We start from the raw sequence: 25,506 nt of genomic DNA on the forward strand, positions 1-25,506 counted from the left end.
GACAAGAGAGGTGCCACCGCGCTGATGATCGCTGTTCTGGTAATTGACATGCAAAACGCCTTCTTCGAGGACCCTGCCCTCAAGCAGAGACGCGAGGAAGTTGTGGCTGCCTGCAACTCACTGACCAGCGGGGCGCGGGAGGCGGGAGCGAAGGTTCTCCTTATTGGAACCGAGCATGAGCGGGACAAATCGACGTGGAGCCTGAATATGCTCGACGACGATCAGGGCTTTATTTTCCGGGGCAGTGAGCAGGCCGAGTTTGTTCCCGGCCTGCTCACGACCGATTTCCCCCAGATGGTCAAGACCCGCGACAGCGCCTTCATGGGCACAGACCTGTGGATGCGCCTGCGGAACTGGGAGGTGGACACGGTGGTCCTGGCGGGAGTTTCAGCGCATAACTGCATCGCGCAGACGGCGGCCGACGCCTTTGCCCACAACATCCGCGTCATTTATGCCGCAGATGCCATCGCCACGGAGAACGCTGAAGCCGCCGAAGCCGTGTTGCGGATTCTCACGCGGGAGTACAGGCAGCGGGTGCTTCCCTTGGAGGAGGTCCTCGCGTTGTTCTAGGCGGGCTGCCCTTCCGGTTCCACGGGGATCCACAACTGCCCGCTGCCATGGGTGCCGCCGGGCTGGGCCTTGACGCTCAAGAGCTCCGGGCCCGGGGCCCATCGGTACGGGTTGGCAGGGAACCATTCCGTTGCTGCGTCGGCCCACATGCGCTGCAGGACTTCGGGAAATTTTCCCTCCGTTTCGAAAACAACCCACTGCCCGGCCGGTACCTCGAGGACGTCAAACCCCTCGGGTGCCGGCCCCGTGGTGGCCACGGCATGCCAATAGTCCAGTTCACTGCCTTCGCTGCGGGACTCCTCGATGTTGGCTGTTACGGAGACCGGGCCTGTTGGCTCAGTGTCCACCAGTTCCAGCAGGCGCCTGGTGACGCCAGGGTCGATGCTGCGCTGGAATTCAATGATGGCCGGATTGGGCCCTTCATGGACGAGCGGAACCCTGGTCTTCCGGCCGACCAGCCGGAAAGCGGCTTTGTTCACTATGCGGTGCTTCATGTCTATGTTCCCTTCGATGCGGAGGTGGAACCTCAATTGAGGTTGGGAACGGAGGACGGCGTTGGGACGCCGGGCGTCGGAAGGCGTCAACCCGTGGTACGCCTTGAAGGCGCGGCTGAATGCCTCGGCGGATCGGTAACCGTACCGGACGGCAACATCGAGCACACCGGCGCCCGCGATGATTTCAGCAGTGGCAGCCGTCAGGCGCCGCCGGCGCACGTACTCTGAGACGGGCATCCCGGCCAGGGACGCGAACATCCGCCTGAAGTGATACTCAGACGTCAGGGCGGTCCTTGCCACCGTCTTCATGTCGACGGCGGCAGCCAGGTCTTGCTCAATGAGCTCGATAGCCCTGTTCCATTCCTGCATGGATCCTCCATTCCGAAAATCACACTACGGCGCCGGTGAAGGCTCCCGCCCGACTATCCGTGCCCGAAAATATCAGCCAAACACGCCCGGACGGCAAGAACCCGGACGCTCCCATGGTGCGTCCGGGTTCTTGCCTTTACCTATTCAGTTTCGCGAGGGGCCAGCTCTACGGATGACCCGTGCCTGCAGCTTCGTCACCCGGCTCGGAGGAGAAGGGACGGTCTTCCGGCGTGTCTTCGGTGTTGCGCTCGTCGAGTTCCGCGTCCGCGGACGGGACGGTCTTCTCTGCGTAGTCACCCGCCGTGTAGTCGCCGCCGGCGTCCTCCTTGAGTGCTTCCGGAGATGCTCCCGCGTCCCCGTAATTACCCTCGGAGTACTGGCCTTCCATATCTTCCGGGTCGGAGTGTGGTGTGGTTCCGTTAGCCATGGTGCGTCCGGTGCGTGCGGCGGTTGGTTACCAGGCCGTAGACCAGCAGCACGAGGATCGAACCGCCGATGGCCAGGAGCCATGTGCGGATGGCGAAGAATTCCGTGAGTCCCTCACCGAAGAGCAAGCCGCCGATCCAGCCACCCAGCAAGGCGCCAACGACGCCCAGAAGCAGAGTCACCAGCCAGCCGCCGCCTTGGCGTCCGGGAAGAATAAGCTTGGCAATTGCGCCTGCCAAAAGGCCTAGGAGAAGAAAACCAAAGAAACCCATTTTTGCTCCTACTTTCTTGTTAATGGAAATCCCATTTACTCCGTGAAGCGGTTCAGTTCATCGGGTATATAGATCAAACATCCGTGCGCAGCGGATCATCTCCGTCATGCCCCGAATGTGTGGGGGAATGGAGTGGTGTGAGAACTACTGTGAATTTTTAAACCCAACCAAGAGCACTCCTGTCACTGATCCTGCCGAGCGACCACACCTGCAACGCTAGCCGGTCCCGGGAAGAACAGCAAGTAACCTGACTATTTCGTTACTGAAGCTCCATCAACGCCGCTCCGACCGGTTGCAACGGGCCGTAAGGCCTTATTTCTTGCCGAAAGCGTCCTTGGCGGCATCCTTCAACTTCTCGCCGGCCTGCTTGATGTTTGCGGACGCCTGATCGCCGGCACCCTCGGCCTGCAGGTCCCGGTCTCCGGTTGCCTCGCCGGTTTTTTCCTTGGCCTTGCCGCCCAGGTTTTCGGCGGCGTTCTTAATCTTGTCATCCAGTCCCATGGTTTTCACTCCTCGGGTTGCGATGTTCAATGCCTGCGGTGTTTCCGCTGGTTGGCAATAAATTTTAGTCGAATGTTGCATTTGAGCAAATGCCCGTTCAATAGCACCTGCCGGTCCGCTGCGGAAACCAGCGTGACACTGCCGTTATGCACCGCTAGTGTCGTAGGAAATAGCACCTCGAAAGGAGTGGTCCCGTGAAAGGGAAAGTAATGTTCGCCGCTGGTGTCGCGGTTGGATACATCTGGGGATCCAAGTCCTGGCCGGAGGTGTATCGCCGTATCCGCGGCGGCTCGGAGAAAGTCCTGAAGAACCCCGAGGTCCAGGAAAACGTGCACCATGCAGCCGAGACGGTCCAAGAGTCCGTTCCGGAGATCGTGGACAACCTCTACGCCGCCGGCAAGAAGCTGCTTGAAAAAGCCGAAGCACTCTTTCCTGGCATTCTCGACAGTAAAGGTGGCGAAACAACTCGTCCGGAGGACCGTCCTGTCACAACCCCAACGGTCAAGGGAGACGTCGTCTCCGATCCCGCGCTTGATGACACAACCGGAAGCGACTGGACGGACGAGGGCGGCGCGGCACCCGAAGGACCCGCAACCAACACTCGGCCTAAGCCCTGATCGCTGAGGCGGTCCGTCTTAGGCTGCCCGCCCAACCGCCGCGAGGATCGCCGTCCCCAATTCCGCCGGCTTGGTAAATTGGGGCCAGTGCCCGGTAGGCAGGTCGATGAAATCAGCCTGTTTTATGCGAGCGAGTTCTTCCGTAAAAGGATGCCCGGCGTCCATCATCTCGTTGAGCATGGATGACGGGAACTCGCACGCGATCACGGTGGCCGGAACCTCGTATCGCCGCACATTATGGAGGTGCTGCTGTTCAACGGCCACGCCCTTTGGCTGAGGAATGGCACGTGCGCGGAACGCTGTTCGCAGGTCCTCGTCCAGGTCTACCAGGTCTGCGTCCTCGAATGCTTCCCATGGAGGCAGCGGAATTTCGTCGCCTTCGGCAGGCAACTCGTCGTTGATGACTCCGCCTTCGCCCAACGGCCCGCTGTCGACGTAGATTGCGCGGGCAACGCGGTCGGGCCTGGCATCCACCACGCCGTGGATGATCGCGCCGCCCCCGGAGTGTCCTACCAGGATCGCCTTGCCGTCCAAGGAATCCAGAGTCCGGATGACGGCATCGATGTGAGTCCGCAGGCCGATGTCCGCCCGTGCTGCATCCTTCGACTCCAGGCCAGGGAGTGTGAGGGCGTGGACGGTGTGTCCGGCTTCCTCGAGGGCGGGGACCACCTCATCCCACGACGATGCGTCCAACCAGAAACCGGGAACCAGGATGATGTCCATGCCGGTACCCTACGGGAGGCTGCGCCCAAGATGAACACTTTTTGCTGGATCATCCTCGTTCCCGCGGAAAGCGGTCCCGTGTTTGACGCGGTTTCAGCTTTGACCATGCGAATGATGCAGCAAAATCTGCACCTGCGGTAGCCTCTAGGCACACAGAGCCTGAGGGGGCAGAGCTATGAGGCGTCGATTATTGGCGTTCGCGGTGTTGGCCGGCGCGATCCTGGCCGGGTGTTCGACCGCGCCCAAGGGCTTGGCGGCACTCGACAGGGAGATGGCCCAGGAGGATGCCCTCCCGAGCTATGTTGCCGAGGGAGTCAATCTCGACGCCGGAAGCTCCCGGCTGCTGGTGGAACACCTTGGCGTGAGGTACTTCGCCGCCAATGGTCCGGACGAAGGTTCTCAGTGCATCGCCGTCGTTCCGGAGGACGCCACTGCTTGGGTGGTCGGATGTGGCGGCACGTTGTCGAGCAAAGCCATCGTGACCGTCTCGGCCAGGGATGGCTCCGAAACGAAACTCGTCAACGACGGCGTTGACGCGGACCGGCCGGAGTACCAGGGCCTGACCAGGATTCATGAGAACGTCCTGATCAGCACACTGTCGCACTCCTAAGCGTCGCACCAAGGACCGGGCTTTACCCCGGCGTCGATGGTTTAGCCGGATTTGCGTGCCATGTACCACTCTGTGAACTCGCGGACCCTTCCGTCCTTGGCGAAACGGAGGACCCACAGGTTGTCGTAGGTCGGGTCGCCGTTGAGATAGGTGGTGACGCCTTGGACGAAGGCGGTATCTCCGTCGCGGCCAAGGAGCGTCCAGTCGAAGGTCCAGTCTTCGGGCTTGTCTGATGAGTCGCCGGACCATTCCCTGACGATCGCATCATGTCCCCGCCAGGCGTTGGTGTCGTGCGGGCGGGTGTTGTAGATGGCGTCCTCGGTGAAAAGGGCCCGGATGTCATCGGGCTCGTTGGAGCTCCAGGCACGTACATACAGGTCCATCCATGAATTCACGTCGCTCATTCATCCGTTGTACCCGCCGCACGCCCGGCGTTCAACGCCTCCGGGTCAGGCAGGGCGTCCTACGCTGCGGCTGGAACGGCGAATGTGGTCCGGCGTCAGGCCTGTCAGGGACGCGAGCTCCAACTCGTCGCAGGCCTGGGTGCGCAGGGCGATGGAGATCAGTGCTTCCCGGCGTTCCAAGATAGCGTCCCGGTGCCGCTCGGCTTCCTTGAGGGCATCGTTCTTTGCCTTCAAGGCTTCCAGCTGTAGTTTGCGTGGGACCCCGCTCAGGTGGAGGTCGTCATAGGCCAAAGCGATGGTACGGACAGACCTGGCGTTCTCCCTGATGACCGCAGCAATGGTGGCAATTGATATTCCGTCCTCCACGGCTTGGGCAATCAACTCATTCCGTGCAGAGGTTAGTGTCCGGATGGAACTGGCGGCGTGGGAGAGGAGCTGGCGGTGGACTCCGAGTGCGTGAACCAGCTTGGCGTGCCCGGCGTTGGCGTTCGACGATGTTCGCGCGGGGGAGCCTGCGCGGTACGTGTACCGTCCCGTTGCTGAACGGCCTTGGACCTGCTGGTCGGCGCGGCGCGACTGTCCGGCCATGGTCGGGGTCGGCATGAGGGTACTCCTTGCGACGGGTGGGCGCTGATGACCTGTCGAATGTAGGCAGGGATGGTGGGTGCGCGGAAATACCAATACCGAGTGAACCCATAAGCAAAGCGCATGGAAGAAGCCCGTACTGCCGGAGCAGGCATCCAAACAGGCGTCTTCGAGGTGGCCGTCATAAGCCCCCCTTATGAATCCACGCACATTAGGTCTTATCCAGAGAACCCCGCGAGTACCTAGTCTCGAAACAGGAGATACGCGAATCCGCGCGTCCTGAGTTCCACATTCCTGGAGGAGACATGTCCGAGTTCCTGCCGGCGTCGAGGGTTACCCGCATCAAGGCCTCAGCCAGCGTCGCCGCGGCCGCCCGTGTGCGCGAACTGAAAGCCGAAGGCGTCCAGATCATCGACCTCACGGTAGGTGAGCCGGATTTCGACACCCCGGACCACATCAAGGCTGCCGCCGTTGAAGCCATCAACAGGGGCGAAACCAAGTACACCTCGGTTACCGGCACCCCCGAATTGCAGGCGGCGATCCTCGGCAAAATCGAGCGGGACACCGGCCACTCGTACGGGGCCAACCAGTTGACGATCGGTGGCGGCGCCAAGCAGGTTCTGTACGTCGCGCTGATGGCTTCCCTCAACGCCGGTGACGAGGTCATCGTCCCGGCGCCGTACTGGGTGTCCTACCCGGATATGGTCCTTGCCAACGACGGCACCCCGGTTATCGTCGAGACCACGGAGAAAGAAGGCTTCAAGCTCACTCCGGGGGCGCTCGCCAAGGCGATCACGCCCAAGACCAAGTGGCTCATCCTCAACGCTCCGTCCAACCCGACCGGCGCTGTCTACTCCCGTGAGGAACTCCAGGCCATCGGTGCGGTCCTCGAAGAGAACCCGCACGTCTTCGTCCTCACCGACGAGATCTACGATGAGGTTTACTTCGGTCAAGGCCGGGTCACCAGCCTGGTCACTGCTGCGCCGGCGTTGAAGGACCGCATCCTGCTGGTGAACGGCGTTTCCAAGGCCTATGCCATGACCGGCTGGCGCCTCGGCTACGGTGTTGGCCCTGCGCCGCTGATCGCAGCGATGAACAAACTCCAGTCGCAGACCTCTTCCTGCCCGTCGTCCATCAGCCAGGCGGCCGCGGCCGCCGCATTGAACGGGGACCAGTCCTTCGTCCGGGACAGCGTGGAGGTCTACCGCAAACGCCGCGATGCCGCCGTCGAGGGTTTGAATGCCATCAACGGCTTGTCCGTCGCTCCCGCGGAGGGCGCCTTCTACGCCTACGTGAACTGCGCCGGGGTGATCGGCAAGACCGCCCCTGACGGCCGTGTGATCGCCAACGACCAGGACTTCACCCTCTACCTGCTGGACGCCGCGCGCGTGGCGGTGATCCAAGGTTCGGCTTACGGCCTGGGGCCCTACTTCCGGATCTCCTTCGCCACCTCGCTGGAGACCATCAACGCGGGCGTGGACTCCATCCGCGACGCCGTGAACGCACTGAACTAGAAACTAAGGAACACACCATGATCCACGTCAAAACCAAGTTCGAGCGTCCCGAAGCGGACGTCGTAGCCCGCCTGGCCAAGTTCTCGTCGGCGACCATCCACGAGGCACAGGGCCGCCGCGGTGCGCTGAGCTCCCGCATCAAGCCGATCGACCGCTCCATGTCCTTCTGCGGTCCGGCCGTCACTGTTGCGTGCGCTCCGCAGGACAACCTGATGCTGCAGGTGGCCATCCACTATGCCCAGGCAGGGGACGTCGTGCTGGTCGGCGCGCAGGAGATGGCCGAGGCGGGCACGTTCGGTGATGTGCTTGGCAATGCCATGAAGGCCAAGGGCATCGCGGCCATGGTCACCGACTCCGGCGTCCGCGACACCCAGGACCTGATCGAACTTGGCTTGCCGGTCTTCTCCGGCAGCGTCTGCATCAAGGGCACCGTGAAGGAGACGCTCGGTCCCATCAACCACCCGCTGGTTTTCGGCGACGAAATCATTTACCCCGGCGACATCCTGCGCGGTGACGCCGACGGCGTGGTGGTGGTCCGCCGGGAAGAGGCCGAGGAAGTCATCGCCCTGTCCCAGGCCCGTGACGACCACGAGCGCGAGCTCATCAAGCTTTACCACGACGGCGGCAACACCATTGAGCTCTGCGGCCTCACCGAGAAGCTCAAGCAGAAGGGCCTTCTGGTGGAGGACTAGTCGCCTCAGCGCAATGGACCGGCCGCGTTCCTGGAAGCGGCCGGTCCTTTCGTCGTTGGATGCACGACGGCGGGCGGCCGGTTTGGTGCGAGGCGTACCGACGGCGGGTGGTTGGCTTGGGTGCCCTGCGTGCCGGGCAGCAGAAAGGCGCCCGCCCGCATAGTTGCGGGTCGTGGCGCCATAGTTGCCTGCCGTCTGTGCCCTGCGTGGCGGCCGCCTGGGCTCTAGTCGAGTCCGGAGTGGCCGGGACGGGTGTCCACAAGGTGCCATTCGATGCTGTTGCCGCCGTGCGGAGGCATCAGGCTGCCCTCAAAGACAAACAGAGGTTCACCGATTCCGCCCACCGGGCGCCAGAAACCATTTCGAGGGCAGTGGAATCCGGTGCGGGCTGTGGCTGCTCCGTGCGTTGGATTGGATACCCATCCCAGAGTGCTGATCTTTTTCACCGTTTTATCCTTTGAATGTGCCCGGCAGCCCGGGCTGGTATCGAATTTGTTCTTAATTCGATATTAGGAAGTTGAAACGGATTTGAATAAGACCAAAGATGTCTGGCTGGATAAGGCTTTTTTATGGATGCCCGGGCAGTTGGACGGGGTCTGTCCCGTACTTGGAGATCAGCTGTTGGTGGAGCATTTCCTTGACTACCAGCAGCACTGCGGAGGCGGCCTCGGACAGGGGCTCGTGGTCCGGTGTGCACAGCGCGATCTTGCTCTGCAGGGCCGGCTCCACGATGCGCAGCACTTGGAAGTCCTGATCGGGGAAGAGCGCATCGGCAGCAGACTTCGGCAGGACTGTGCCTCCCAGATTGGCTTGGATGAGCCTGGTCAACGACGGAACGGATTCAACCTCCCCCACCAGCTTCAACGGCAGGTCCTGTTCAGCCAGGCCCTTCTCGATCAGTTGACGAAGGGTGTGGTTCTTCTCCGGGAGGAAGAGCCCCACAGTGCTCGCCTCTGCAAGGGTCACGGTGTCCCGGCCCTGGCTCACGTCCACATCCGGATGCACCACCAGGTGGAGGTCCTCAACGATCATGGTGGTGAACTGTACGCCGCGGATCTTGCCCGGTTCATAGATCAACGCCATGTCCAGGCGCCCGTTCTTAATGGCTTCGCTCAGGACGCCACCGAAGATTTCGGTCAGGTGAACCACGATGTCCGGGTACCGGCGGCTGACCTCGCTGATGATCCGGGGAGTCAGGCTGGACGCCATGCTGTAGGGGGCGATCGCTATGGACACCCGGCCTGAGGGAGCTGCGCCCGATGTAGCCACATCTTGCCGCGCCTGCTCCACCAGACGAAGGATGGACTGCGCATGCCGGTACAGGGTATGGCCCGCAGCGGTCGGCTGCACGCCCTGCTTGCTGCGGATCAGCAGGCGCTGCTTCAGCTCATTCTCGAGGGACGATACCTGCTGGCTGAGGGCCGGCTGGGCTACATGGAGGGCCGCCGCAGCCTTGGTGATGCTCCCCGAGTCAACAATCTGGACGAAGTATGAGAGCTTCCGCGTGTCCATGGATCCACCTTTCTGGTCGTTCAAATATATCCACACCCGCGCCCGGCAACTGCAGGGAGCCGCGTCACAGGACCGGGTGTTACACGTCATAACGCAGAGCTATTACGGGATAGCTATTAGGTCTTTGTGCGGGGCTGTGGCTGGGTGCGAGACTTTTGGTAGAACTTCTGGCGAAGGTTTTGGATTACCCGAAAGTCAGCCACGCTCCCCGGAAATGCAATATGAGTCCTTATGGGTTTTTGTCCTTTTTCGGAAATTCATAAGTTATACCCACGGAAAGAGAACCACGTGAACCCGATGATTGATCTTGTTGCGGATCTCGGAGAAGGATTTGGCGCGTACACCATTGGCGACGATTCCGAACTCCTGGAGATCGTTTCAAGCGCCAACATCGCTTGCGGGTTCCATGCCGGTGATCCTGACATCATGGCAGCCACAGTTGCTGAATGCGTCCGCCGCGGGGTGGGTATCGGTGCGCACCCCAGCTTTCCCGACCTGAGGGGTTTTGGCCGCCGGGACATGGGACTCAGCGCCCACGAAGTCCAGAACGACGTCCTCTACCAATTGGGTGCCTTGAACGGGTTTGCCGCTTTCAACGGAACCAAAGTCACCCACATCGCACCACACGGCCGTCTGGGGAACCTCGTGGCTGTCCGTGCCGACTATGCATCGGCCGTGGCAGAGGCTGCAGCCCAAGTGGACAAGGAACTGATTGTGGTTGCCCAGGAAGGTGAACTGGCATCGGCTGCACGTTCGGCCGGCCTGGACGTGGCGATCGTCGGCATCGTGGATCGCGCATACCAGGAAGACGGGACGCTGGTTCCCCGCAGCCAGCCCGGCGCGGTACTCCACGACCCCAGCGAGATTGTTGATCGAACCATCCGCATGGTGGTTGAATGCAAGCTTCGCTGCGCCAGCGGTGTGGACATGGACATCAACGTTGACACCGTCCTCCTGCACGGCGACAACCCCGGCGCCGTTGAACTTGCCCGCTTGATTCGTTCCGAGCTCGTCGCAGCCGGTGTCCAAATTGCTCCCTTGGCTGAGGTCATGGACGCCAAGCGGAAGGCAGCCTGACATGGCGGTCCTGACGGTGGCTCCCACGGAGATCTACGAATCAGGGGACTCCGCGCTCCGTGTAGTGGCGATTTCCGGAACCAGCGACGACAACTGGCTGACCGTCCACCGCCTCGCTGACTGGCTGGAAGACTGCGGAGCGGAAGGGCTGCGTGCCGCCGTGCCCACCTATGATTCCGTCCTGGTGGAGTTCGATCCCGTGATGGTATCCGCTGGCCAGATGCGCGCCTTCGTCAGGCTCGGCCTGGGTGAACTGGCACGCGCTGCCGGGTCCACTGCAGCCCCGCGGGAATTCGATGTTCCCGTGGTTTACGGCGGTGAGTTCGGCCCGGACCTGGAGAAGGTTGCCGAGCATCAGGGCATCTCCACGGAGGACGTCATCCGGCTCCACACCGAAAAGACCTACACCATCCGCTGCTTGGGAGCGCCCGCAGGTTCCCCCATGATGGACGGTCCGGCTTTCCCTAAGCCGGTTCCCCGTTTGAAGGATCCCCGGCTGAGCGTACCTGCAGGCGCTGTCTCAGTTGCCGGCCGTCAAGCGGTCATCGCTCCAGCGGTCGCCCCTGGCGGCTGGTGCGTCATCGGCCAAACTCCTCTGTCAGTCCTCAACATCCGCCGTGAGCCCCTGGTTCCCTACACCCCTGGCGACGTCTTGCGCTTTCGCCGCATCGGCATCGAGGAGTTTTCCCTCCTTGCCGGCCAGGAACTGCAACCGCTGGCACGGGAGGCACAGCCATGAGCGGTGAGATTCTCATCCAGCAACCGGGCAATTCCGTTGTCACGGACCTCGGCCGGACACGCGGTCCCCGCTATGGCCTGCCGGTCAACGGCGCTTTGGACCAGTACTCGGCCCGTGCTGCCAACATTCTGGCCGGAAACCTTGATAACGCGCCGTTGATCGAGATCACCGCCTTGGACTTCCGCATGAGGGCCACCACGGATCTGTTGATCGCCGTCACGGGGGCACCCCTGACACTGACCGTCGGCGGCCGACCCGCGAGCCAATGGGAACCGGTCTCGGTCCTCGCCGGCGAATCGGTTTCCATCCGCGGAATCCATCGGGGCCTCCGGGCGTACATGGCGATCCACGGCTCGGTCGAGGCGGAAACCCTGCTCGGGAGCGCGGCACCGGATACCGTGGTCGGTTTCGGCCTGCAGTTGAAAGAGGGGAGCAGCCTGGCTGCCCGGCGGAGCGTACGCCCCATCCGCCAACCCTACTTCGACCTTCCCCTCTTCAGGTTGGGTCTTGAAAAGCCCGGCATGGGGTCAGACTTGGCGGTCGACGTGACCGACGGGCCGGACGTTGCCGAGTTTGGTGAATCCGGCGAACTGCTTTTCTCCTCCGAGTACACCGTTAGCGGACGCAGCAACCACATCGGCCTGCGGCTTGGCGGGGAACTTCCCGAAAGAACCTCCAACAGCGAGGTGCTTTCCCGCGGTGTGCCGGTTGGCGCCGTCGAGGTTCCTTCACGGGAGGAACTGCTGGTACTGCACCGGGGGCGCGGCGTCACCGCCGGGTATCCAGTGCTCGCCGTGGTCACCAGCACCGGACTGGATGTCCTGGCCCAGGCGCGTCCGGGGGACAAGGTCCGCTTCCGGAAGACCACAGTGGCGGAGGCAACTGCCGCCCATCGACGCTCGCGGGCACAGCTGGAAACCCTCCGCGAATCCGTCAACACCGTCTTCGGACTCCTTGGCATCGGATGCCGTCCCCAATGGCAGGACCTACCAGTTGCGGCATGCAGCTAAAGAACCTGTCGTAATACCCCAAAGGCGTTGCTACGCTCATTTCAGTAAGGAAAAGTCATGACCGCAAGCACCAATGCTGCCCCCGGGCAGCGTGAGCGGCTCACCAGCCGCCAAACCCGCAAGGTTGTCACCGCAGGCTGTGTTGGCATCTTCGTGGAACTGTACGACAACGGCATTTTCGCCTTCATGGCGGGAACACTGGCCCTGGTATTCCTCGCCCCCGGAAACCCGGACAATGCACTGTTGTTCGTGTTCGCCGGCTACGCCGTGTCCTTCTTCGTCCGGCCGCTCGGCGCGATTGTTTGCGGCTACCTCGGGGACAGGATCGGCAGGCAAAAGCTGCTTGTCTTTGTGATCATGCTGATCAGCGTGGCCACGGCCGGTATTGGTTTGCTGCCGCCGTATGCAGCGATCGGCATCGCTGCGCCCATCTTGTTGGTGCTGTTGCGCCTGGTGCAGGGCTTCTCCGTGGGCGGCGAAGCTGCCGGCGCCATGACCTTCCTCGCTGAGCACGCTCCTGAAGGCAAGCGCGGCGTCATCACGTCATACGCCCAAATCGCCTCATTCGCCGCACTCCTCACCGGCACCCTGGTTGCCTACGCAATGTCGCCGTGGCTTACCCAGGCAGCCATCGACGGCGGCGGCTTTGGTTCCTTCGCGTGGCGAATCCCCTTCCTTGTCGCCATCCCCATGGGCATCATCGGCTGGTACATCCGCAAGGCCATCAACGACACCCCCAACTTCGAAAAGCTCAAGGAAGAGGGCGGTCTGTCCAAGAACCCCCTCAAGGAAGCTCTCGCCAGCCCGGTCCACCGCCGCGCCATGCTGTTGGCCCTCTTCATTCCGCTGATGAACGGCTCCGGCTACTACGTCCTCTTCTCCTACATGCCCACGTTCCTGAAGGGTAAGCAGTTGAACTTCACCATTGGCGAGGCTCTGCTCGTCACGGCCTGCAGCCTGGTGGTCATCTGCATCGCGATTCCGTTCATGGGCGCCCTGTCCGACAGGCTCGGCCGCAAGAAGGTCATCGCCGGCTCGGCAATCGGCATGGCAGTGCTGGGCATCCCGTCCTACGCACTGATCGCCACCGGTGAGATGGGCCTGGCCATCCTCGGCGCCTGCATTATGGCCGTCATCTTTGCCGGACACACCGCAGTCATCCATATCCTGCTGGTCGAACTGTTCCCCACCCGGGTCCGCTACTCCGCCTACGGCGTGGGTTACAACATTTCCTCGGCACTGTTCGGCGGCACCGCACCGCTGCTGATGACGTGGCTGATCAGCAGCACGAACAACATCTACATGCCGGCCTTCTACGCAGTGGTCACGGCCTTGGGCACGCTCATCGCCGTCAGCACGGTCAAGGACCGCGCCCACGAACCCCTGCGCGACGCCTAGGCGCAGTCCTCTTTCCGCCGGGTAGGGCCGGGAAACGGCCGGCCCTACCCCCTCGGCGATCGCCCCTACGGCGGCGTCCGCCCCTTCCCACCTTTGGAGAACCAATGTCCTTTTCTGACTACACCACCGCCCTTGTCACCGGCGCTTCCACCGGCATGGGTGCGGCGATCGCCGAGCGCCTGGCCAAGCGCGGCCTGACGGTCCACGCGGTTGCCCGCAACGAAGCCCGTCTGACTGAACTGGCCGACCGCACCGGAGCCGTCCCGCACGTGCTGGACCTGACCGACACGGCCGCGCTCACCGACGTCGTCAGCGGCCTCAACGTGGATGTACTGGTCAACTGCGCCGGGGTGTCCCGCCCGGGCAACATCCTGGACTCATCTGAGCAGGACATTGACGAACTGGTAGACGTGAACCTGCGAGGACTGCTCCAGCTCACGCGACTTGTGCTGCCGGGCATGGTGGAACGCGACCTCGGCCACGTGATCAACATCAGCTCGATCGCCGGCGTTTACAACTTCTACGGCCACACCGTCTACCACGCCACCAAAGCCGCGGTGCACCAGATCTCCCGCCAGCTCCGCAACGACACCGTGGGCAAGCGCATCCGCGTCACAGAGATCTGCCCCGGACGAGTGGAAACCGAGATCTTCGGCCGCAATATGGGTGGCAGCCCGGAGGCCATGGAAGAAGCGTGGAAGACCTACTACGAGGGCTATGAATCGCTCACCACGGACGACATCGTGAACGCACTCGACTACGCCATCGAGACTCCGCGCCACGTCAACGTCGGCATGCTCGAACTCATGCCCACGTTCCAGGTTCCCGGCGGCCTCACCTTCGACCGGCGCTGACACCCGGCGCTGTCATCCCGGCGCCCGCATTTGGCGCCCCCACAGGTTCCGGCGGCACTCACTCCCGTCGCCGGAAAACATAGGCCGGCGGCCGCACTTCTGCGGCCGCCGGCACCCGTTTAAGCTGTCTGACTTCAGCGGAGCGCCCGACGGCGGCTGGTTCAGTCCTCTTCGAGGGTCTTGGTCAGGTGGTGGGTGGGAATGCGGTCGCGGTCGTACGTGATCTCGGTGTAGCCGTGGGGCTGAGGGCGGCCGTCAGGTCCCAGGTTGACGAACACAATTTCCTCAATAGTGAGGATGCTCTGGCGGGTGATCATGTTGCGCACTTCGGCACGCATGGTCAGCGAGGTCCGGCCGAAGCGTTTGGCGGTCAGGCCCATTTCGATCAGGTCACCCTGGACGGCTGAACTTACAAAGTTGATTTCCGAGATGTACTTGGTGACCGCCCGGCCATTGCCCAGCTGGAGAATGGCGTAGATCGCGGCCTCTTCGTCGATCCACTTCAGCAGGCTGCCACCAAAGAGCGTGCCATTGGCGTTGAGGTCCTCGGGCCGAACCCATTTGCGGGTCCGGAAGGTGATGTCTGCTTTTTCCATAAAGCGAGATTATCGAAGAGCGGCATCGAACGCTGGATGTTGCGTTCGCCTGTGCTGTTCCTTTGGGCGTGGTCTGGCTTGGCAGCCGGGCCGGGCCACCGGCTCAAGCCATGGCCGTGTGGGAGGCGCTGTGGGAGTCGATCCGTTTGGAATAGCAGTGCGATTCCTCCGCGCCGACGTAGGGGCCGAAGTTGGGGATCTCTTCAAAACCGGAACTTGCATAGAAACTTCGCCCATCCGACTGGGCAGAACCGGCTTCGGCCGTGATGACGCTGAATCCCCTCGAGTGTGCCTGCGCTTCCAATGCGGCCAGAATGGAGCTGGCAACCCTCGATCCCCGGGCGTACGGGACTACATACAGCCGCTTGATTTCGGCCGTAGTGTCATCCAGCATCCTGAGTCCACCGCAGCCGAGGGGCTGGCCGGAACATTTCTCGTACGCCACCACGAACACTGCGGTGTCGGCTTCCGACGGCGGAGGGCCGGGCTCGTGGTCCGTGCTTCCGAAACGCGCATCCAATTCTGCTTGCTGTGCTGCCCGCAGGTCGGCGCCAACGGGGTTCGACCAGGCAACCTGCCGGATGTTGAGCCGGGGATTAGTCTGCATGTGTGCCTCACTTTATTGCGTTTCGCTGAGGTGGTGATGCGACTTAATCCTAGGAAGGAGTGGTTACCGCGGTGTTTCCTCCGCGTTAGTTCCGGGAGAACTGCTGCTACCCAAGTAGCTCGCACTTGTGGTTGCCAGGAGGGCTCAGAACAACGACTAATGCCAGCTGGTTTGGGCTTGCTCAGCCGGGCGTTAGAGCGCCTCGCCCGTGGGATCCTCGGCGGTCCTGTCCGCGAGTGCCTGTCCGCCCACCGGCATTTGATCCCAGTGCAGGACACGCCAGCCGGTCTTCAGGTCGCCTTCGAGCGCAACGATCCCTGTGTTGGGCAGGGGATGCCTCTCAGCGAAATTGGTGTCGATGTCCACGGCCCTGCGAGCGGCCCAGCATCGGATCGCGGCGCCGTGACTGACGATTGCCGCCGTCGAGTGTCCGTTGGCCAGCACTTTTTCGACCGAAGCGTCGAACCGGGCAAAGAAGTCGTGCCCGGTGTAGGCGCCGGGCATCCGAAGGTCCAGATCACCGCTGGACCAGGCAAAGACCGTACCCATGTACCGCAGGTGGGACTCATGGTCCGTGTTCGTTTCCAAGGCGCCGGCTTCGATCTCGTGAACGCCATCCAGCATCTCCGGGTCCAGGCCGGTGTTCCTGGCAAGTTCTCCTGCTGTGCGCTGTGTCCGCTGGAGGGTGGAAACGTACAGCCCCTCGAGGGACTCGTCCTTGAGGGCCTGGGGAAGCGCAGCGGCCTGCCGTTCACCGAGTTCAGTCAGCCCTGGTCCCGGGAACGCAGTATCCAGCCGGCCTGCCACGTTGCCTGGGGTTTGTCCGTGCCTGATCAACAGGAGCTTCATGGTGCTCCGCTCCTCACGTGTCGGTGTCGGTCTTCGGTGCCGTGAGGACCGAAGACGACGGGGCGCGGGCCCGGCCGTCTTCGGCGCCTGACTGCTAGTTACTTCAGGTGATCCACCAGCTTGTTGGCGATACCCGTGTACTTGCCCGGGGTGAGAGCCAGCAAACGGGCTTCGGCCTCGGGAGAGAGCCCCAGGCCCTGAACAAATTCCTGCATCCGCGCCGCATCCACGCGCTGGCCGCGGGTGAGGTCCTTGAGACGCTCGTACGGGTTCTCCATGCCCTCAACGCCGGCGATGGCTTCTGCGCGCATCACCATTTGGATCGCTTCGCCCAGGACTTCCCAGTTTGTGTCCAGGTCTGCAGCGAGCACATCCTCTGCAACGTCAAGCGCCTTCAAGCCCTTGGCTACGTTGGAAATGGCGAGCAGGGAGTGGCCGAAAGCGACGCCGATGTTGCGCTGCGAGGAGGAATCGGTCAGGTCGCGCTGCCAGCGGGAAGTCACTAAGGTGGCCCCGAGGGTGTCAAGGAGGCCGTTGGAGATCTCCAAGTTGGCTTCTGCGTTTTCGAAGCGGATCGGGTTGACCTTGTGCGGCATCGTTGAAGAGCCGGTGGCCCCCGCAACCGGAATCTGACGGAAGTATCCGATGGAGATGTAGCTCCAGATGTCCGTGCAGACGTTGTGGAGAATGCGGTTGAAGCGTGCAATATCCGCGTAGAGTTCGGCCTGCCAGTCGTGGCTTTCGATCTGCGTGGTCAAGGGGTTCCAGGTGAGTCCCAGGCCCTCCACGAACGACTTCGCGACTGCTTCCCAGTCAGCACCGGGCACGGAGGCGACGTGCGCAGCGTACGTGCCCGTGGCGCCGTTGATCTTGCCCAGGTAGTGGGTCTTGGCGATCCGCTCCAGCTGGCGGTTCAGGCGGTGCGCTATGACAGCCAGTTCCTTGCCGAGGGTGGTCGGCGTGGCAGGCTGGCCATGCGTGCGGGACAGCATGGGAACCTCACGGTTCGCTTCCGCCATGGCTTGGATCTGCTCCACCAGAGCCTTGGCATTGGGAAGCCAGACGTCCTCCACGGCACCCTTGATGCCTACGGCGTAGGAGAGGTTGTTGATGTCCTCGGACGTGCAACCGAAGTGCACCATCGCGGTAAGGTTTTCAATCCCGATTTCGGGAAGGCGCCGGCCAATGTAGTACTCGACCGCCTTGACGTCGTGCACGGTGACGGCTTCGATCTCTGCCAGCTCGTTGACGGATGCGGCATTGAAACCGGTGACGATGGCCCGGAGCTTGGCTACCTGCTCGTCGGAGAGGGGTCCGGCGCCGGGGAGTACCGACTGGCTGGTGAGGTGGATGAGCCACTCAACTTCGACGTGAACGCGGTCGCGGTTCAGGGCCGCCTCGGACAGGTAATCGACGAGGGGCGCGACGGCGGCACGGTAGCGGCCATCAAGGGCACCAAGGGCGAGGGGTTCGGAAGCGAGGGACACGCGGGGGGATTCAGCCATGGTGCCCATTCTTTCATGTTCTGCGGGAGGTCCCGAGTTGGTGACACCGCCTCTGTGGATGCCCACGGTGTTTTCCACATAGCCCTTGTTTCCGCTTCCGGACCCCCGCAGCGGCTCCGTAGCGTCAAGTCCACAGATCACCACCACAACAAAATGGAGTAACGGACTATGAGCGTCGGCTTGATGCCTCCTGCCACCCCGCCTGCCTTTGATCCCTTGGAGTGCGCGTCGCGCGGCCATGAAGTCCAGAGGCTCGCTTGGCGGGCCAACGCGTGCGTGGATCAGGCTGATACTGTACTTGCCGCCCTGCGCCGGGCGCAGTTGGAAGACTGGCAATCACCGGCGGGGCGCGCCTACAGGGTAACCGTGGCAGTTCATGCCTCGGAGCTCCAGCGTGCGCGGGAGTCCCTGGAGGCAGCTGCCGCTGCCATCCTTCGCCACTCCCAAAGCGCCAGTGTCTCCCGGAAAGCGGATCAGTAGTGGCGGATGCAGCACCTGTCGGCGCCGGTTCAGCACCGCAGCCAACTCCTCCGGCCCAGGATGGATACCTCAAAATCAGGGGTGGAATCGGAGGTATCTCTTTTCAGCTCGAAGAACTTCTGAGCGGCGTCGCGGTCATGGACGGACTGGTGCAACAGCTGATCGGCATCGAGGACGAAACGCAGCGGATCCAAGAAGCGCTGGAGCCGTATCTCTACGATTCACTTTCCACCGGCTCCGCTGCCGTGGATGCTGTGGCAGCCGGCCGGCAGCACGTCGGACGGGTACGCCGCCAACTGGTGGAAGTCAGCGCCGACGTCCGTGCCAGCGCCTGCGACTACGAAGCCGCGGAAGAACGGCAGGCACGGCCCCATTTCGTCGGCGTCGACGAATTTACGTGGTCCTGGCCGTTGGGGCGCGACGTGACGGAGGAGATAGTCAACAGGGTCGTTCCCGAGGGGCATACCGCCAGGGAATCGGTGCGCGAGACCTTGAATCCCAAGATGTTTCCAGCTCTGCAGCCCAGGACTGTCGGCATTGAGCCGGTTAGCCAGGAGACGCTGTCCGTGGATCCGTCCATGGCGTGGGCGCTCCGGCGGATTCAGGAGATTCACGCCCGTGGGGACGGCGAAATCGAGGTCATCCGGACGCACAACGCTGACGCGCCGTCGTGGATGGTGATGATTCCAGGCACCGAACCCGAACAGGCGAACATGGGCGGGTCTAACCCATTGGATGAGGCAGGCATTGCTGAGGCCATAGGGTATGACTCCCAATACGTGGTGCCGGCCATTGCCGAGGCCCTTCGGGAAGCGGGAGCATCACGCGGAGACGACGTTGTGGCCGTCGGTCACAGCCAGGGTGGAGTCCATGCCATGAACCTCAGCCAGAACAAAGCATTTCTTGCGGAGTTCGACCTCAAGTACGTGCTGACGGCCGGCTCACCCACAGGGGAGATAATTCCCGAGCCGGGAATCACGGTGCTTCACTTCGAGCACGCCCAGGATTGGGTGCCGGGCAGCGAAGGGAAGGCGAATCCCGAGACAAGGGACAGAACTACGGTGACGCTCACAAAGCCCGTTGGGGTGCCTGAGGGAGAGGACCCCGGTTTGGGTCCGGGGCATGACCTGGACAATTATGCGGAAGGCGCCGAGTTGGCAGCCGCCAGTCAAGATCCGTCCTTGGTGGCGTCTACTGCTGTATTTGCCGGTGCAGTTGGCTCCGGTGCAGGTGCGGCCGTCTCCAGGTTCAAGCTGGTCCGGGCTCCCGCGCCGGTGGCCGTTCCTGCCCCTGACGGACGGTCAGCCCTGCGGATCCCGCATCTCCCGGAGTCAAGATCCGGATCCGGGCCTCGATAGGCCTTCCCTGAAATGCTCTATCGGTTGCGGGTTCCGGGGATCAAACCGGCAACCACGCTCACTACGCTGATGATGATCGAGGCGAGGATAGCTGTCCAGAAGAAGGAATCGATGGTCAGATGCACCGGCGTAAAACTGCTGAGCCATGCGGTGAGGTAAAGCATCGCCGCGTTGATCACGATCGTGAAGAGACCGAGAGTCAGGATCGTCACCGGGAGGGACAGGAGCTTGACCAGCGGCCTGACCACGGCATTCACAACGCCGAAAATCAGTCCTATGAAGAGGTAGGCGAGGACGATTCCCACCGTGTCGGCACTATTGGTAAGTCCGGCATTTGCTGCCGCCTTCTCCGTTGCTGCCGTCGAAATCTCCAGGCCTGTCAAAAGCCAACTGGCAACCCACAGGGCCAGTCCGTTGATGATGACTCGAACAATGAAGGAACCCATGCACCTAATGCTTCCATACCGCGGTGTGCTGACACTGCTGCGGGCAATAAATAACGAATGACTATCGCGCTTCACCGTCGATGACCTGCAAGTAGGCTTGAAGCCATGACTAATTCTGACAACGTACCGGAGGGCGTACTCCCTCGACCGGTCGTGGACAGGCTTCCCAAATACGCGGCGGGTAAACCTCCTGCCGCGATTGAGGGCCTCACCAGCTACAAATTGTCGTCCAATGAAAACCCGCTGCCCCCAATTCCTGCAGTGTTGCAGGCAATCGCGGACCAGTCGGACATCAACCGCTACCCGGATCCGCTGGCTACCAAGCTGCGCGATGCGCTGGCGAAGTTCCTCGACATACCCGCTGACGACGTCGTCACAGGGGCAGGCAGTCTTGGCGCCCTCAACCAGATCCTCGCCACCTTCGCCGGTCAAAACGACGATGGCAAGCCTGATGAAGTGATCTACGCTTGGCGCTCCTTTGAGGCCTACCCCATCTGTGTTGGCCTCGCGGGAGCGGCCAGCGTCCAGATCCCTTTGCTGAAGGACGGGCGGCATGACCTGGAGACAATGGCTGCTGCCGTTACTGTCCGCACTAAAGTCATTCTGCTCTGTACGCCGAACAATCCCACGGGACCGATCCTCACCGCCGAGGAAACGGAACAATTCATCAAGTCCGTCCCGCCAAACGTCGTGGTGGTCATCGACGAGGCGTATCAGGAGTTCGTCAGGGACCCCGAAGCTGTCGACGGCATCAAGCTTTACCGAAAATACCCGAATGTGGTGGTGCTGAGGACGTTCTCCAAGGCTCACGGTTTGGCCGGTCTGCGCGTCGGGTACAGCGTTTCCGGTCCGCTGCTGACGCAACACCTGCGCGTCACGGCGACTCCCTTTGCTGTCTCGCAAATTGCGGAACGCGCTGCGGTCACGTCCTTGGAGAATTTCGACCAGGTTGTGGAAAGGGTACAAAGCCTCGTCGATGAACGTGAACGCGTTGTCAACGGGCTCAGGGAGCTCGGATGGTTCGTTCCGGATGCCCAAGGGAACTTCGTGTGGCTGAACCTGGGCTCGAACAGTGGCGAGTTTGCGGCCTTGGCTGCGGAACAGGCGTTGTCCGTGCGCGCTTTCGGAGACGAGGGCGTCCGGGTAAGCATTGGCGAGGTTGAAGCGAACAGCAGATTCCTCCAGCTCTGTGCAGGTTATACAAAGGCGCCGGAGGGTTCCTAGCGGTTAACGAATGTCCCACCGCTACCTACTGCCTATAAAGTAAGGACCGAAAGCCAAAATATATGCCCATTCAGGAATGCATTCCTGAATGGGCATATATCCCAGCGACAGAATTGCCACTGCGAACGGCGGGGGCTAGCAAGGAGACTGTATGGGCTCGACACAACTGCCCTCCGGGGCTGACCAGACTCTGGCGGCGGCGTCGGCGGCAGTCGCGCCGGAAGAAGCTGTGGACATGGTCCAGCTGTTGGGCCCGGACGGACAGCTCGGCACCGATTCCATCTTCTCGGACTACGCCAAGCGGATCGATCCGGAAAAGCTTCGCGTCTTCTACACAGACATGGCACGGATCCGTCGTTTCGACCAGGAAGCCACGGCCCTCCAACGGCAAGGTGAATTGGCTTTGTGGGTTCCGCTCACGGGCCAGGAAGCTGCCCAGATCGGCTCGGGCCATGCGAGCCAGCCGCAGGACTACATCTTTCCCACGTACCGCGAACACGGTGTCGCGCTGGTCCGGAATGTCGATCTCTCCGAGCTGCTCAGGCAGTTCCGCGGTGTCTCCAATGGAGGTTGGGATCCCCGCGAAAACAACTTCCACCTCTACACCTTGGTTCTGGCCGCCCAGACCCTGCATGCCGTTGGCTACGCCATGGGCATCCAGCGGGACCAGAAGGCAGCGCAGGAGTCGGCTGATCCCAAAGCGGCAGTCATCGCCTACTTCGGTGACGGCGCCAGCTCCGAGGGCGACGTCCACGAATCCATGGTTTTTGCAGCCTCCTACAACGCCCCGGTGGTGTTCTTCTGCCAAAACAACCACTGGGCCATCTCGGTGCCCACTGAAGTGCAGACCAAAGTTCCCCTCGCCAACCGTGCCAAGGGATACGGCTTCCCGGGCATACGCGTTGACGGCAATGACGTGATTGCGGTCCACGCTGTTACTGAATGGGCGCTGGAACACGCAAGAGAGGGCCGGGGCCCCGTGCTGATCGAGGCCTACACCTATCGGGTCGGCGCTCACACCACCGCTGACGATCCCACCAAATACCGGGAATCCGCGGAAGAAGCAGCCTGGCGGGAGAAGGACCCGCTGGAGCGGCTGGAGAAGTACCTCCGCGCGGAAGGGCTCGCGGATGACGCCTTCTTCGAACAGGTCAAGGCCGACGGCGACGAACTCGCCAAGTACGTCCGCAGCACCACCCACGGCCTCGAGGTTCCGGATATCCGGGATGCCTTCGCCAATGTCTACGCAGAGCAGCACCCGCTGATCGCAGAGGAACTGGCGTGGTTCGAAGAGTATTCGGCAGGGTTTGAGAGCGAAGAGGAGGCATCCAACTGATGGCAACAATGACCATCGCCAAGGCCATCAACGAAGGCCTCCGCGCATCGCTGAAGAGCAATCCGAAGTCCTTGCTCATGGGAGAGGACATCGGGCACCTCGGCGGCGTCTACCGGGTTACCGACGGCCTCATCAAGGAATTCGGCGAGGATCGTGTGGTGGACAGCCCGCTTGCCGAGTCCGGAATCGTGGGCACAGCTATTGGACTTGCACTCCGCGGCTACTCACCGGTGTGTGAGATCCAGTTCGATGGCTTTGTCTTCCCGGCCTTCAACCAGATCACCACGCAGTTGGCCAAGATCCATTCCCGCAGCTTGGGAAAGCTGAGGGTGCCCGTGGTTATCCGGATCCCGTACGGCGGAGGAATCGGGTCGATTGAGCACCACTCCGAGTCTCCGGAAGCGTTGTTTGCGCACACTGCAGGCCTGCGGATCATTACACCGTCCAACCCGCACGACGCCTACTGGATGATCCAGAAGGCGATCCAATGCCAGGACCCGGTGATTTTCTTCGAGCCGAAGCGCCGCTACTGGCTCAAGGGTGACGTTGATGTGGAGGATGCCGGACTGTCGGAGGACCCTTTCAAAGCCCACGTAGTCCGGGAGGGAACGGACGCCACGATTGTTGCGTACGGGCCCTTGGTCCCCGTTGCCCTGGCTGCCGCCAACGCCGCAGCCGAGGATGGCCGAAGCATCGAGGTAGTGGACCTGCGTTCGATTTCCCCGGTGGACTTTGACACGGTGGAGGCTTCCGTCAAGAAGACCGGCCGGCTCATCGTGGCCCATGAAGCCCCGACGTTCGGCGGGATTGGCGGGGAGATCGCTGCCCGCATCAGCGAGCGGGCGTTCCTGCACCTGGAGGCCCCGGTGATTCGCGTGGGCGGATTCCACATGCCCTACCCGGTGGCGAAGGTTGAGGAGGACTACTTGCCGGACATCGACAAGATCCTCGAGGCGCTCGACCGCTCCCTGGCCTACTAACCCTGCACTGATCCAGCCCCTCCTGAGGGCGCACGGAAACCGAGGACCACTGTGACTGTAAAGAAATTCAACCTGCCGGACGTTGGCGAGGGCCTCACCGAGGCCGAGGTCGTGGCGTGGAAGGTTAAGCCGGGCGACACTGTGGCAATCAACGATGTCCTTTGCGAGATCGAGACGGCCAAGTCCCTCGTTGAGCTGCCTTCTCCATACGCCGGCACGGTCACCGAGCTCTTGGTGGAAGAAGGGATCACCGTGGAGGTCGGGACCCCCATCGTGGCCGTCTCCGAGGGCCAATCCGGCGAAGCAGTTCCCCAGCCCCAAGCCCCTGCTGCGGGTGGGGAAACGGCCTCTTCAACAAACCAGGGCCAGCCATCCGCAGGTCAGTCCGCGGTACAGGATGCCGGACCCATGTATGGGAAGCTTCCGGCGGACAGCGGTGATGCACCGGCCGGCGGCCCCTTGGTTGGCTCCGGACCGAAGGCGGACGCCGTCAAGCGCCGTCCCCGCAAGCGTCCGGTAACGGCGGCTGTTCCCGTCGCGGAGAGCCCGGAAGGAACCGTCCAGGACCACCAGGCCGCCCTCGCCGCCCAAGCAGCCGTACCGTCGGTGCCGCAGCGGCCGCACCCGGCCCCCGCCGTCGTGCCTTCCGCTGCCCCGGCCTCCCAGCAAGCGTCTCCGGTCCAGGGAACAACCCCGACGGCGGCCTCGCGCGGTGCCGTGATCGGCGGAACCATCACGGGCCTGGTGAACAGGGTCTTGGCGAAACCGCCGGTCCGTAAATTCGCCCGTGATCTGGGGATCGACCTTGCCGACGTCGTGGCCACCGGCCAGCGCGGTGAAGTGACCAGAGAGGATTTGGTCAGCTACCAGGCACAGCGCGATGCCGAGCTGGATGGTGCCGATTCGTTCTGGGGCGCCTCGAAGAAGCCGCAGGAGCAGAGAATCGAACGCGTACCCGTCAAGGGCGTACGCAAGGCAACCGCCAAAGCGATGGTGGACTCAGCGTTCTCTGCCCCGCATGTGAGCATTTTTGTGGACGTCGACGCCAGCCGGACCATGGAGTTCGTGAAGCGGCTCAAGGCCTCCCGCGACTTCGAGGGCATCAAGGTTTCACCACTGCTCATCCTGGCCAAGGCCGTCATCTGGGCAGCGGCCCGGAACCCGAGCGTGAACGCGGCATGGGTTGACGACGCTGACGGCAAGGGCGGCGCCGAGATCCAGATCAAGCACTTCATGAACCTGGGCATCGCTGCTGCGACCCCGCGTGGTCTCATGGTGCCCAACATCAAGGACGCCCAGGACCTCTCCCTCAAGGAACTGGCCTTGGCGCTCAACGAACTGGCCACCAAAGCCCGTGCCGGCAAGACCCAGCCAGCGGAAATGCAGGGCGGAAGCCTGACCATCACCAACATCGGCGCGCTGGGCATTGATACGGGAACCCCGATCATCAACCCGGGCGAGGTTGCCATCATTGCTTTCGGAACCATCAAGCAGAAGCCGTGGGTACTGGACGGGGAGGTCATTCCCCGCTGGATCACCACTCTGGGCGGTTCGTTCGACCACCGCGTTGTGGACGGCGATTTGTCGGCCCGCTTCATGGCTGACGTCGCAGCGATCCTGGAAGAACCGGCGCTGCTGCTCGACTAGCAGGACCTTGAATGCAAACCGGCTGCACACTTGCCATAGGCAACGGTGCAGCCGGCTTTGTTTAAGCGAGGTCGGCGTTTAAGCGAGGTCGGCGCCGCGCGCGTGTCCATT

30 protein-coding genes are annotated in these 25,506 nt (G+C 62.4%); 16 read left to right on the top strand and 14 right to left on the bottom strand.

Going from position 1 to position 25,506, the window contains the following annotated elements; genetic code table 11:
• Window positions 1–24: 24 nt before the first annotated feature.
• Window positions 25–570: a cysteine hydrolase family protein gene (locus HMI59_RS01660; RefSeq protein ID WP_021472965.1), complete on the top strand. Its 546-nt coding sequence runs from the start codon at window positions 25–27 to the stop codon at window positions 568–570.
• Here HMI59_RS01660 and HMI59_RS01665 read toward each other — a convergent pair.
• The 4 genes from HMI59_RS01665 to HMI59_RS01680 form a co-directional block, all read right to left on the bottom strand.
• Window positions 567–1,433, bottom strand: coding sequence for an AraC family transcriptional regulator (locus tag HMI59_RS01665; protein ID WP_193592597.1), 867 nt, complete (start codon window positions 1,431–1,433; stop codon window positions 567–569). The two genes, HMI59_RS01660 and HMI59_RS01665, sit on opposite strands and share 4 nt — an antisense overlap.
• A 166-nt stretch (window positions 1,434–1,599) precedes the next feature.
• Window positions 1,600–1,860: a hypothetical protein gene (locus HMI59_RS01670; RefSeq protein WP_193592598.1), complete on the bottom strand. Its 261-nt coding sequence runs from the start codon at window positions 1,858–1,860 to the stop codon at window positions 1,600–1,602.
• Window positions 1,853–2,131: a GlsB/YeaQ/YmgE family stress response membrane protein gene (locus HMI59_RS01675; RefSeq protein WP_193592599.1), complete on the bottom strand. Its 279-nt coding sequence runs from the start codon at window positions 2,129–2,131 to the stop codon at window positions 1,853–1,855. The genes HMI59_RS01670 and HMI59_RS01675 overlap by 8 nt, the downstream gene beginning before the upstream one ends.
• A 312-nt stretch (window positions 2,132–2,443) precedes the next feature.
• Window positions 2,444–2,632, bottom strand: a complete 189-nt coding sequence (locus tag HMI59_RS01680; RefSeq protein WP_193592600.1) for a CsbD family protein — start codon at window positions 2,630–2,632, stop codon at window positions 2,444–2,446.
• 194 nt (window positions 2,633–2,826) lie between these two features.
• On the opposite strand from HMI59_RS01680, the gene HMI59_RS01685 reads away from it, so the two are divergent.
• Window positions 2,827–3,249, top strand: coding sequence for a hypothetical protein (locus HMI59_RS01685; RefSeq protein WP_193592601.1), 423 nt, complete (start codon window positions 2,827–2,829; stop codon window positions 3,247–3,249).
• A gap of 18 nt (window positions 3,250–3,267) precedes the next feature.
• Here the strand turns inward: HMI59_RS01685 and HMI59_RS01690 are convergent, their stop codons facing one another.
• Complete coding sequence (locus HMI59_RS01690; RefSeq protein WP_193592602.1) at window positions 3,268–3,972, bottom strand: alpha/beta fold hydrolase; 705 nt, start codon at window positions 3,970–3,972, stop codon at window positions 3,268–3,270.
• A 175-nt stretch (window positions 3,973–4,147) separates the two neighbouring features.
• Between HMI59_RS01690 and HMI59_RS01695 the strand changes: the two genes are divergently transcribed.
• The gene (locus tag HMI59_RS01695) at window positions 4,148–4,582 is read left to right on the top strand and encodes a hypothetical protein (RefSeq protein WP_193592603.1); all 435 of its coding nucleotides are present in this window, start codon (window positions 4,148–4,150) and stop codon (window positions 4,580–4,582) included.
• A gap of 41 nt (window positions 4,583–4,623) precedes the next feature.
• Here the strand turns inward: HMI59_RS01695 and HMI59_RS01700 are convergent, their stop codons facing one another.
• On the bottom strand, window positions 4,624–4,986 hold the full coding sequence (locus HMI59_RS01700) for a nuclear transport factor 2 family protein (protein ID WP_193592604.1): 363 nt from the start codon (window positions 4,984–4,986) through the stop codon (window positions 4,624–4,626).
• Between the two features lie 45 nt (window positions 4,987–5,031).
• On the bottom strand, window positions 5,032–5,589 hold the full coding sequence (locus tag HMI59_RS01705) for a hypothetical protein (RefSeq protein WP_227471503.1): 558 nt from the start codon (window positions 5,587–5,589) through the stop codon (window positions 5,032–5,034).
• Between the two features lie 287 nt (window positions 5,590–5,876).
• Here HMI59_RS01705 and HMI59_RS01710 point away from each other — a divergent pair, with 287 nt between their 5' ends.
• On the top strand, window positions 5,877–7,085 hold the full coding sequence (locus tag HMI59_RS01710) for an aspartate transaminase (RefSeq protein ID WP_166185992.1): 1,209 nt from the start codon (window positions 5,877–5,879) through the stop codon (window positions 7,083–7,085).
• Between the two features lie 17 nt (window positions 7,086–7,102).
• On the top strand, window positions 7,103–7,777 hold the full coding sequence (locus tag HMI59_RS01715; protein WP_021472976.1) for a 4-carboxy-4-hydroxy-2-oxoadipate aldolase/oxaloacetate decarboxylase: 675 nt from the start codon (window positions 7,103–7,105) through the stop codon (window positions 7,775–7,777).
• Window positions 7,778–8,001: 224 nt separating this feature from the next.
• Here HMI59_RS01715 and HMI59_RS01720 read toward each other — a convergent pair whose 3' ends face one another.
• A complete protein-coding gene (locus HMI59_RS01720) occupies window positions 8,002–8,223 on the bottom strand; it encodes a hypothetical protein (RefSeq protein WP_021472977.1) in 222 nt (73 codons plus the stop codon).
• A 121-nt stretch (window positions 8,224–8,344) separates the two neighbouring features.
• Window positions 8,345–9,289, bottom strand: coding sequence for a LysR substrate-binding domain-containing protein (locus tag HMI59_RS01725; protein ID WP_021472978.1), 945 nt, complete (start codon window positions 9,287–9,289; stop codon window positions 8,345–8,347).
• A gap of 288 nt (window positions 9,290–9,577) precedes the next feature.
• On the opposite strand from HMI59_RS01725, the gene HMI59_RS01730 reads away from it, so the two are divergent.
• From HMI59_RS01730 to HMI59_RS01750, 5 genes are all read left to right on the top strand, one after another.
• Complete coding sequence (locus HMI59_RS01730) at window positions 9,578–10,366, top strand: LamB/YcsF family protein (protein WP_193592605.1); 789 nt, start codon at window positions 9,578–9,580, stop codon at window positions 10,364–10,366.
• Between the two features lies 1 nt (window position 10,367).
• Complete coding sequence (locus tag HMI59_RS01735) at window positions 10,368–11,105, top strand: allophanate hydrolase subunit 1 (protein ID WP_166185991.1); 738 nt, start codon at window positions 10,368–10,370, stop codon at window positions 11,103–11,105.
• The gene (locus HMI59_RS01740; RefSeq protein ID WP_179012715.1) at window positions 11,102–12,115 is read left to right on the top strand and encodes a biotin-dependent carboxyltransferase family protein; all 1,014 of its coding nucleotides are present in this window, start codon (window positions 11,102–11,104) and stop codon (window positions 12,113–12,115) included. Before HMI59_RS01735 ends, HMI59_RS01740 begins: the two co-directional genes overlap by 4 nt.
• 57 nt (window positions 12,116–12,172) lie before the next feature.
• Window positions 12,173–13,513, top strand: a complete 1,341-nt coding sequence (locus HMI59_RS01745; protein ID WP_021472982.1) for an MFS transporter — start codon at window positions 12,173–12,175, stop codon at window positions 13,511–13,513.
• Window positions 13,514–13,617: 104 nt separating this feature from the next.
• A complete protein-coding gene (locus HMI59_RS01750) occupies window positions 13,618–14,367 on the top strand; it encodes an SDR family oxidoreductase (RefSeq protein ID WP_193592606.1) in 750 nt (249 codons plus the stop codon).
• A gap of 161 nt (window positions 14,368–14,528) precedes the next feature.
• On the opposite strand, the gene HMI59_RS01755 is transcribed toward HMI59_RS01750, so the two are convergent.
• From HMI59_RS01755 to purB, 4 genes are all read right to left on the bottom strand, one after another.
• On the bottom strand, window positions 14,529–14,963 hold the full coding sequence (locus tag HMI59_RS01755; RefSeq protein WP_021472984.1) for an acyl-CoA thioesterase: 435 nt from the start codon (window positions 14,961–14,963) through the stop codon (window positions 14,529–14,531).
• Between the two features lie 103 nt (window positions 14,964–15,066).
• Window positions 15,067–15,570 (bottom strand): GNAT family N-acetyltransferase, encoded by a 504-nt coding sequence (locus tag HMI59_RS01760; protein WP_021472985.1) that lies wholly within the window; start codon window positions 15,568–15,570, stop codon window positions 15,067–15,069.
• A gap of 192 nt (window positions 15,571–15,762) precedes the next feature.
• Entirely contained in the window at window positions 15,763–16,419 is a 657-nt protein-coding gene (locus tag HMI59_RS01765) for a histidine phosphatase family protein (protein ID WP_193592607.1), read from the bottom strand.
• A 98-nt stretch (window positions 16,420–16,517) separates the two neighbouring features.
• Window positions 16,518–17,924, bottom strand: a complete 1,407-nt coding sequence (gene purB / locus HMI59_RS01770; RefSeq protein ID WP_166185986.1) for an adenylosuccinate lyase — start codon at window positions 17,922–17,924, stop codon at window positions 16,518–16,520.
• 168 nt (window positions 17,925–18,092) lie between these two features.
• On the opposite strand from purB, the gene HMI59_RS01775 reads away from it, so the two are divergent.
• Window positions 18,093–18,404 carry a hypothetical protein gene (locus HMI59_RS01775; protein WP_021472988.1) on the top strand — a complete coding sequence of 104 codons (312 nt, stop codon included), beginning with the start codon at window positions 18,093–18,095 and terminating at the stop codon, window positions 18,402–18,404.
• Entirely contained in the window at window positions 18,404–19,762 is a 1,359-nt protein-coding gene (locus HMI59_RS01780; protein WP_193592608.1) for a hypothetical protein, read from the top strand. The genes HMI59_RS01775 and HMI59_RS01780 overlap by 1 nt, the downstream gene beginning before the upstream one ends.
• Before the next feature lie 17 nt (window positions 19,763–19,779).
• On the opposite strand, the gene HMI59_RS01785 is transcribed toward HMI59_RS01780, so the two are convergent.
• Window positions 19,780–20,208: a phage holin family protein gene (locus HMI59_RS01785; RefSeq protein ID WP_193592609.1), complete on the bottom strand. Its 429-nt coding sequence runs from the start codon at window positions 20,206–20,208 to the stop codon at window positions 19,780–19,782.
• Between the two features lie 105 nt (window positions 20,209–20,313).
• Between HMI59_RS01785 and HMI59_RS01790 the strand changes: the two genes are divergently transcribed.
• From HMI59_RS01790 to HMI59_RS01805, 4 genes are all read left to right on the top strand, one after another.
• Window positions 20,314–21,432 (top strand): histidinol-phosphate transaminase, encoded by a 1,119-nt coding sequence (locus tag HMI59_RS01790; protein WP_193592610.1) that lies wholly within the window; start codon window positions 20,314–20,316, stop codon window positions 21,430–21,432.
• Between the two features lie 151 nt (window positions 21,433–21,583).
• Window positions 21,584–22,768, top strand: a complete 1,185-nt coding sequence (pdhA, locus tag HMI59_RS01795) for a pyruvate dehydrogenase (acetyl-transferring) E1 component subunit alpha (protein ID WP_021472992.1) — start codon at window positions 21,584–21,586, stop codon at window positions 22,766–22,768.
• Entirely contained in the window at window positions 22,768–23,748 is a 981-nt protein-coding gene (locus tag HMI59_RS01800) for an alpha-ketoacid dehydrogenase subunit beta (RefSeq protein WP_021472993.1), read from the top strand. The genes pdhA and HMI59_RS01800 overlap by 1 nt, the downstream gene beginning before the upstream one ends.
• 51 nt (window positions 23,749–23,799) lie before the next feature.
• Window positions 23,800–25,395, top strand: a complete 1,596-nt coding sequence (locus tag HMI59_RS01805) for a 2-oxo acid dehydrogenase subunit E2 (RefSeq protein ID WP_193592611.1) — start codon at window positions 23,800–23,802, stop codon at window positions 25,393–25,395.
• The last annotated feature ends 111 nt before the right edge of the window (window positions 25,396–25,506 follow it).

It is taken from the genome of Paenarthrobacter sp. YJN-5 (assembly GCF_015040095.1).
Taxonomy (GTDB): Bacteria; Actinomycetota; Actinomycetes; order Actinomycetales; family Micrococcaceae; genus Arthrobacter; species Arthrobacter ureafaciens.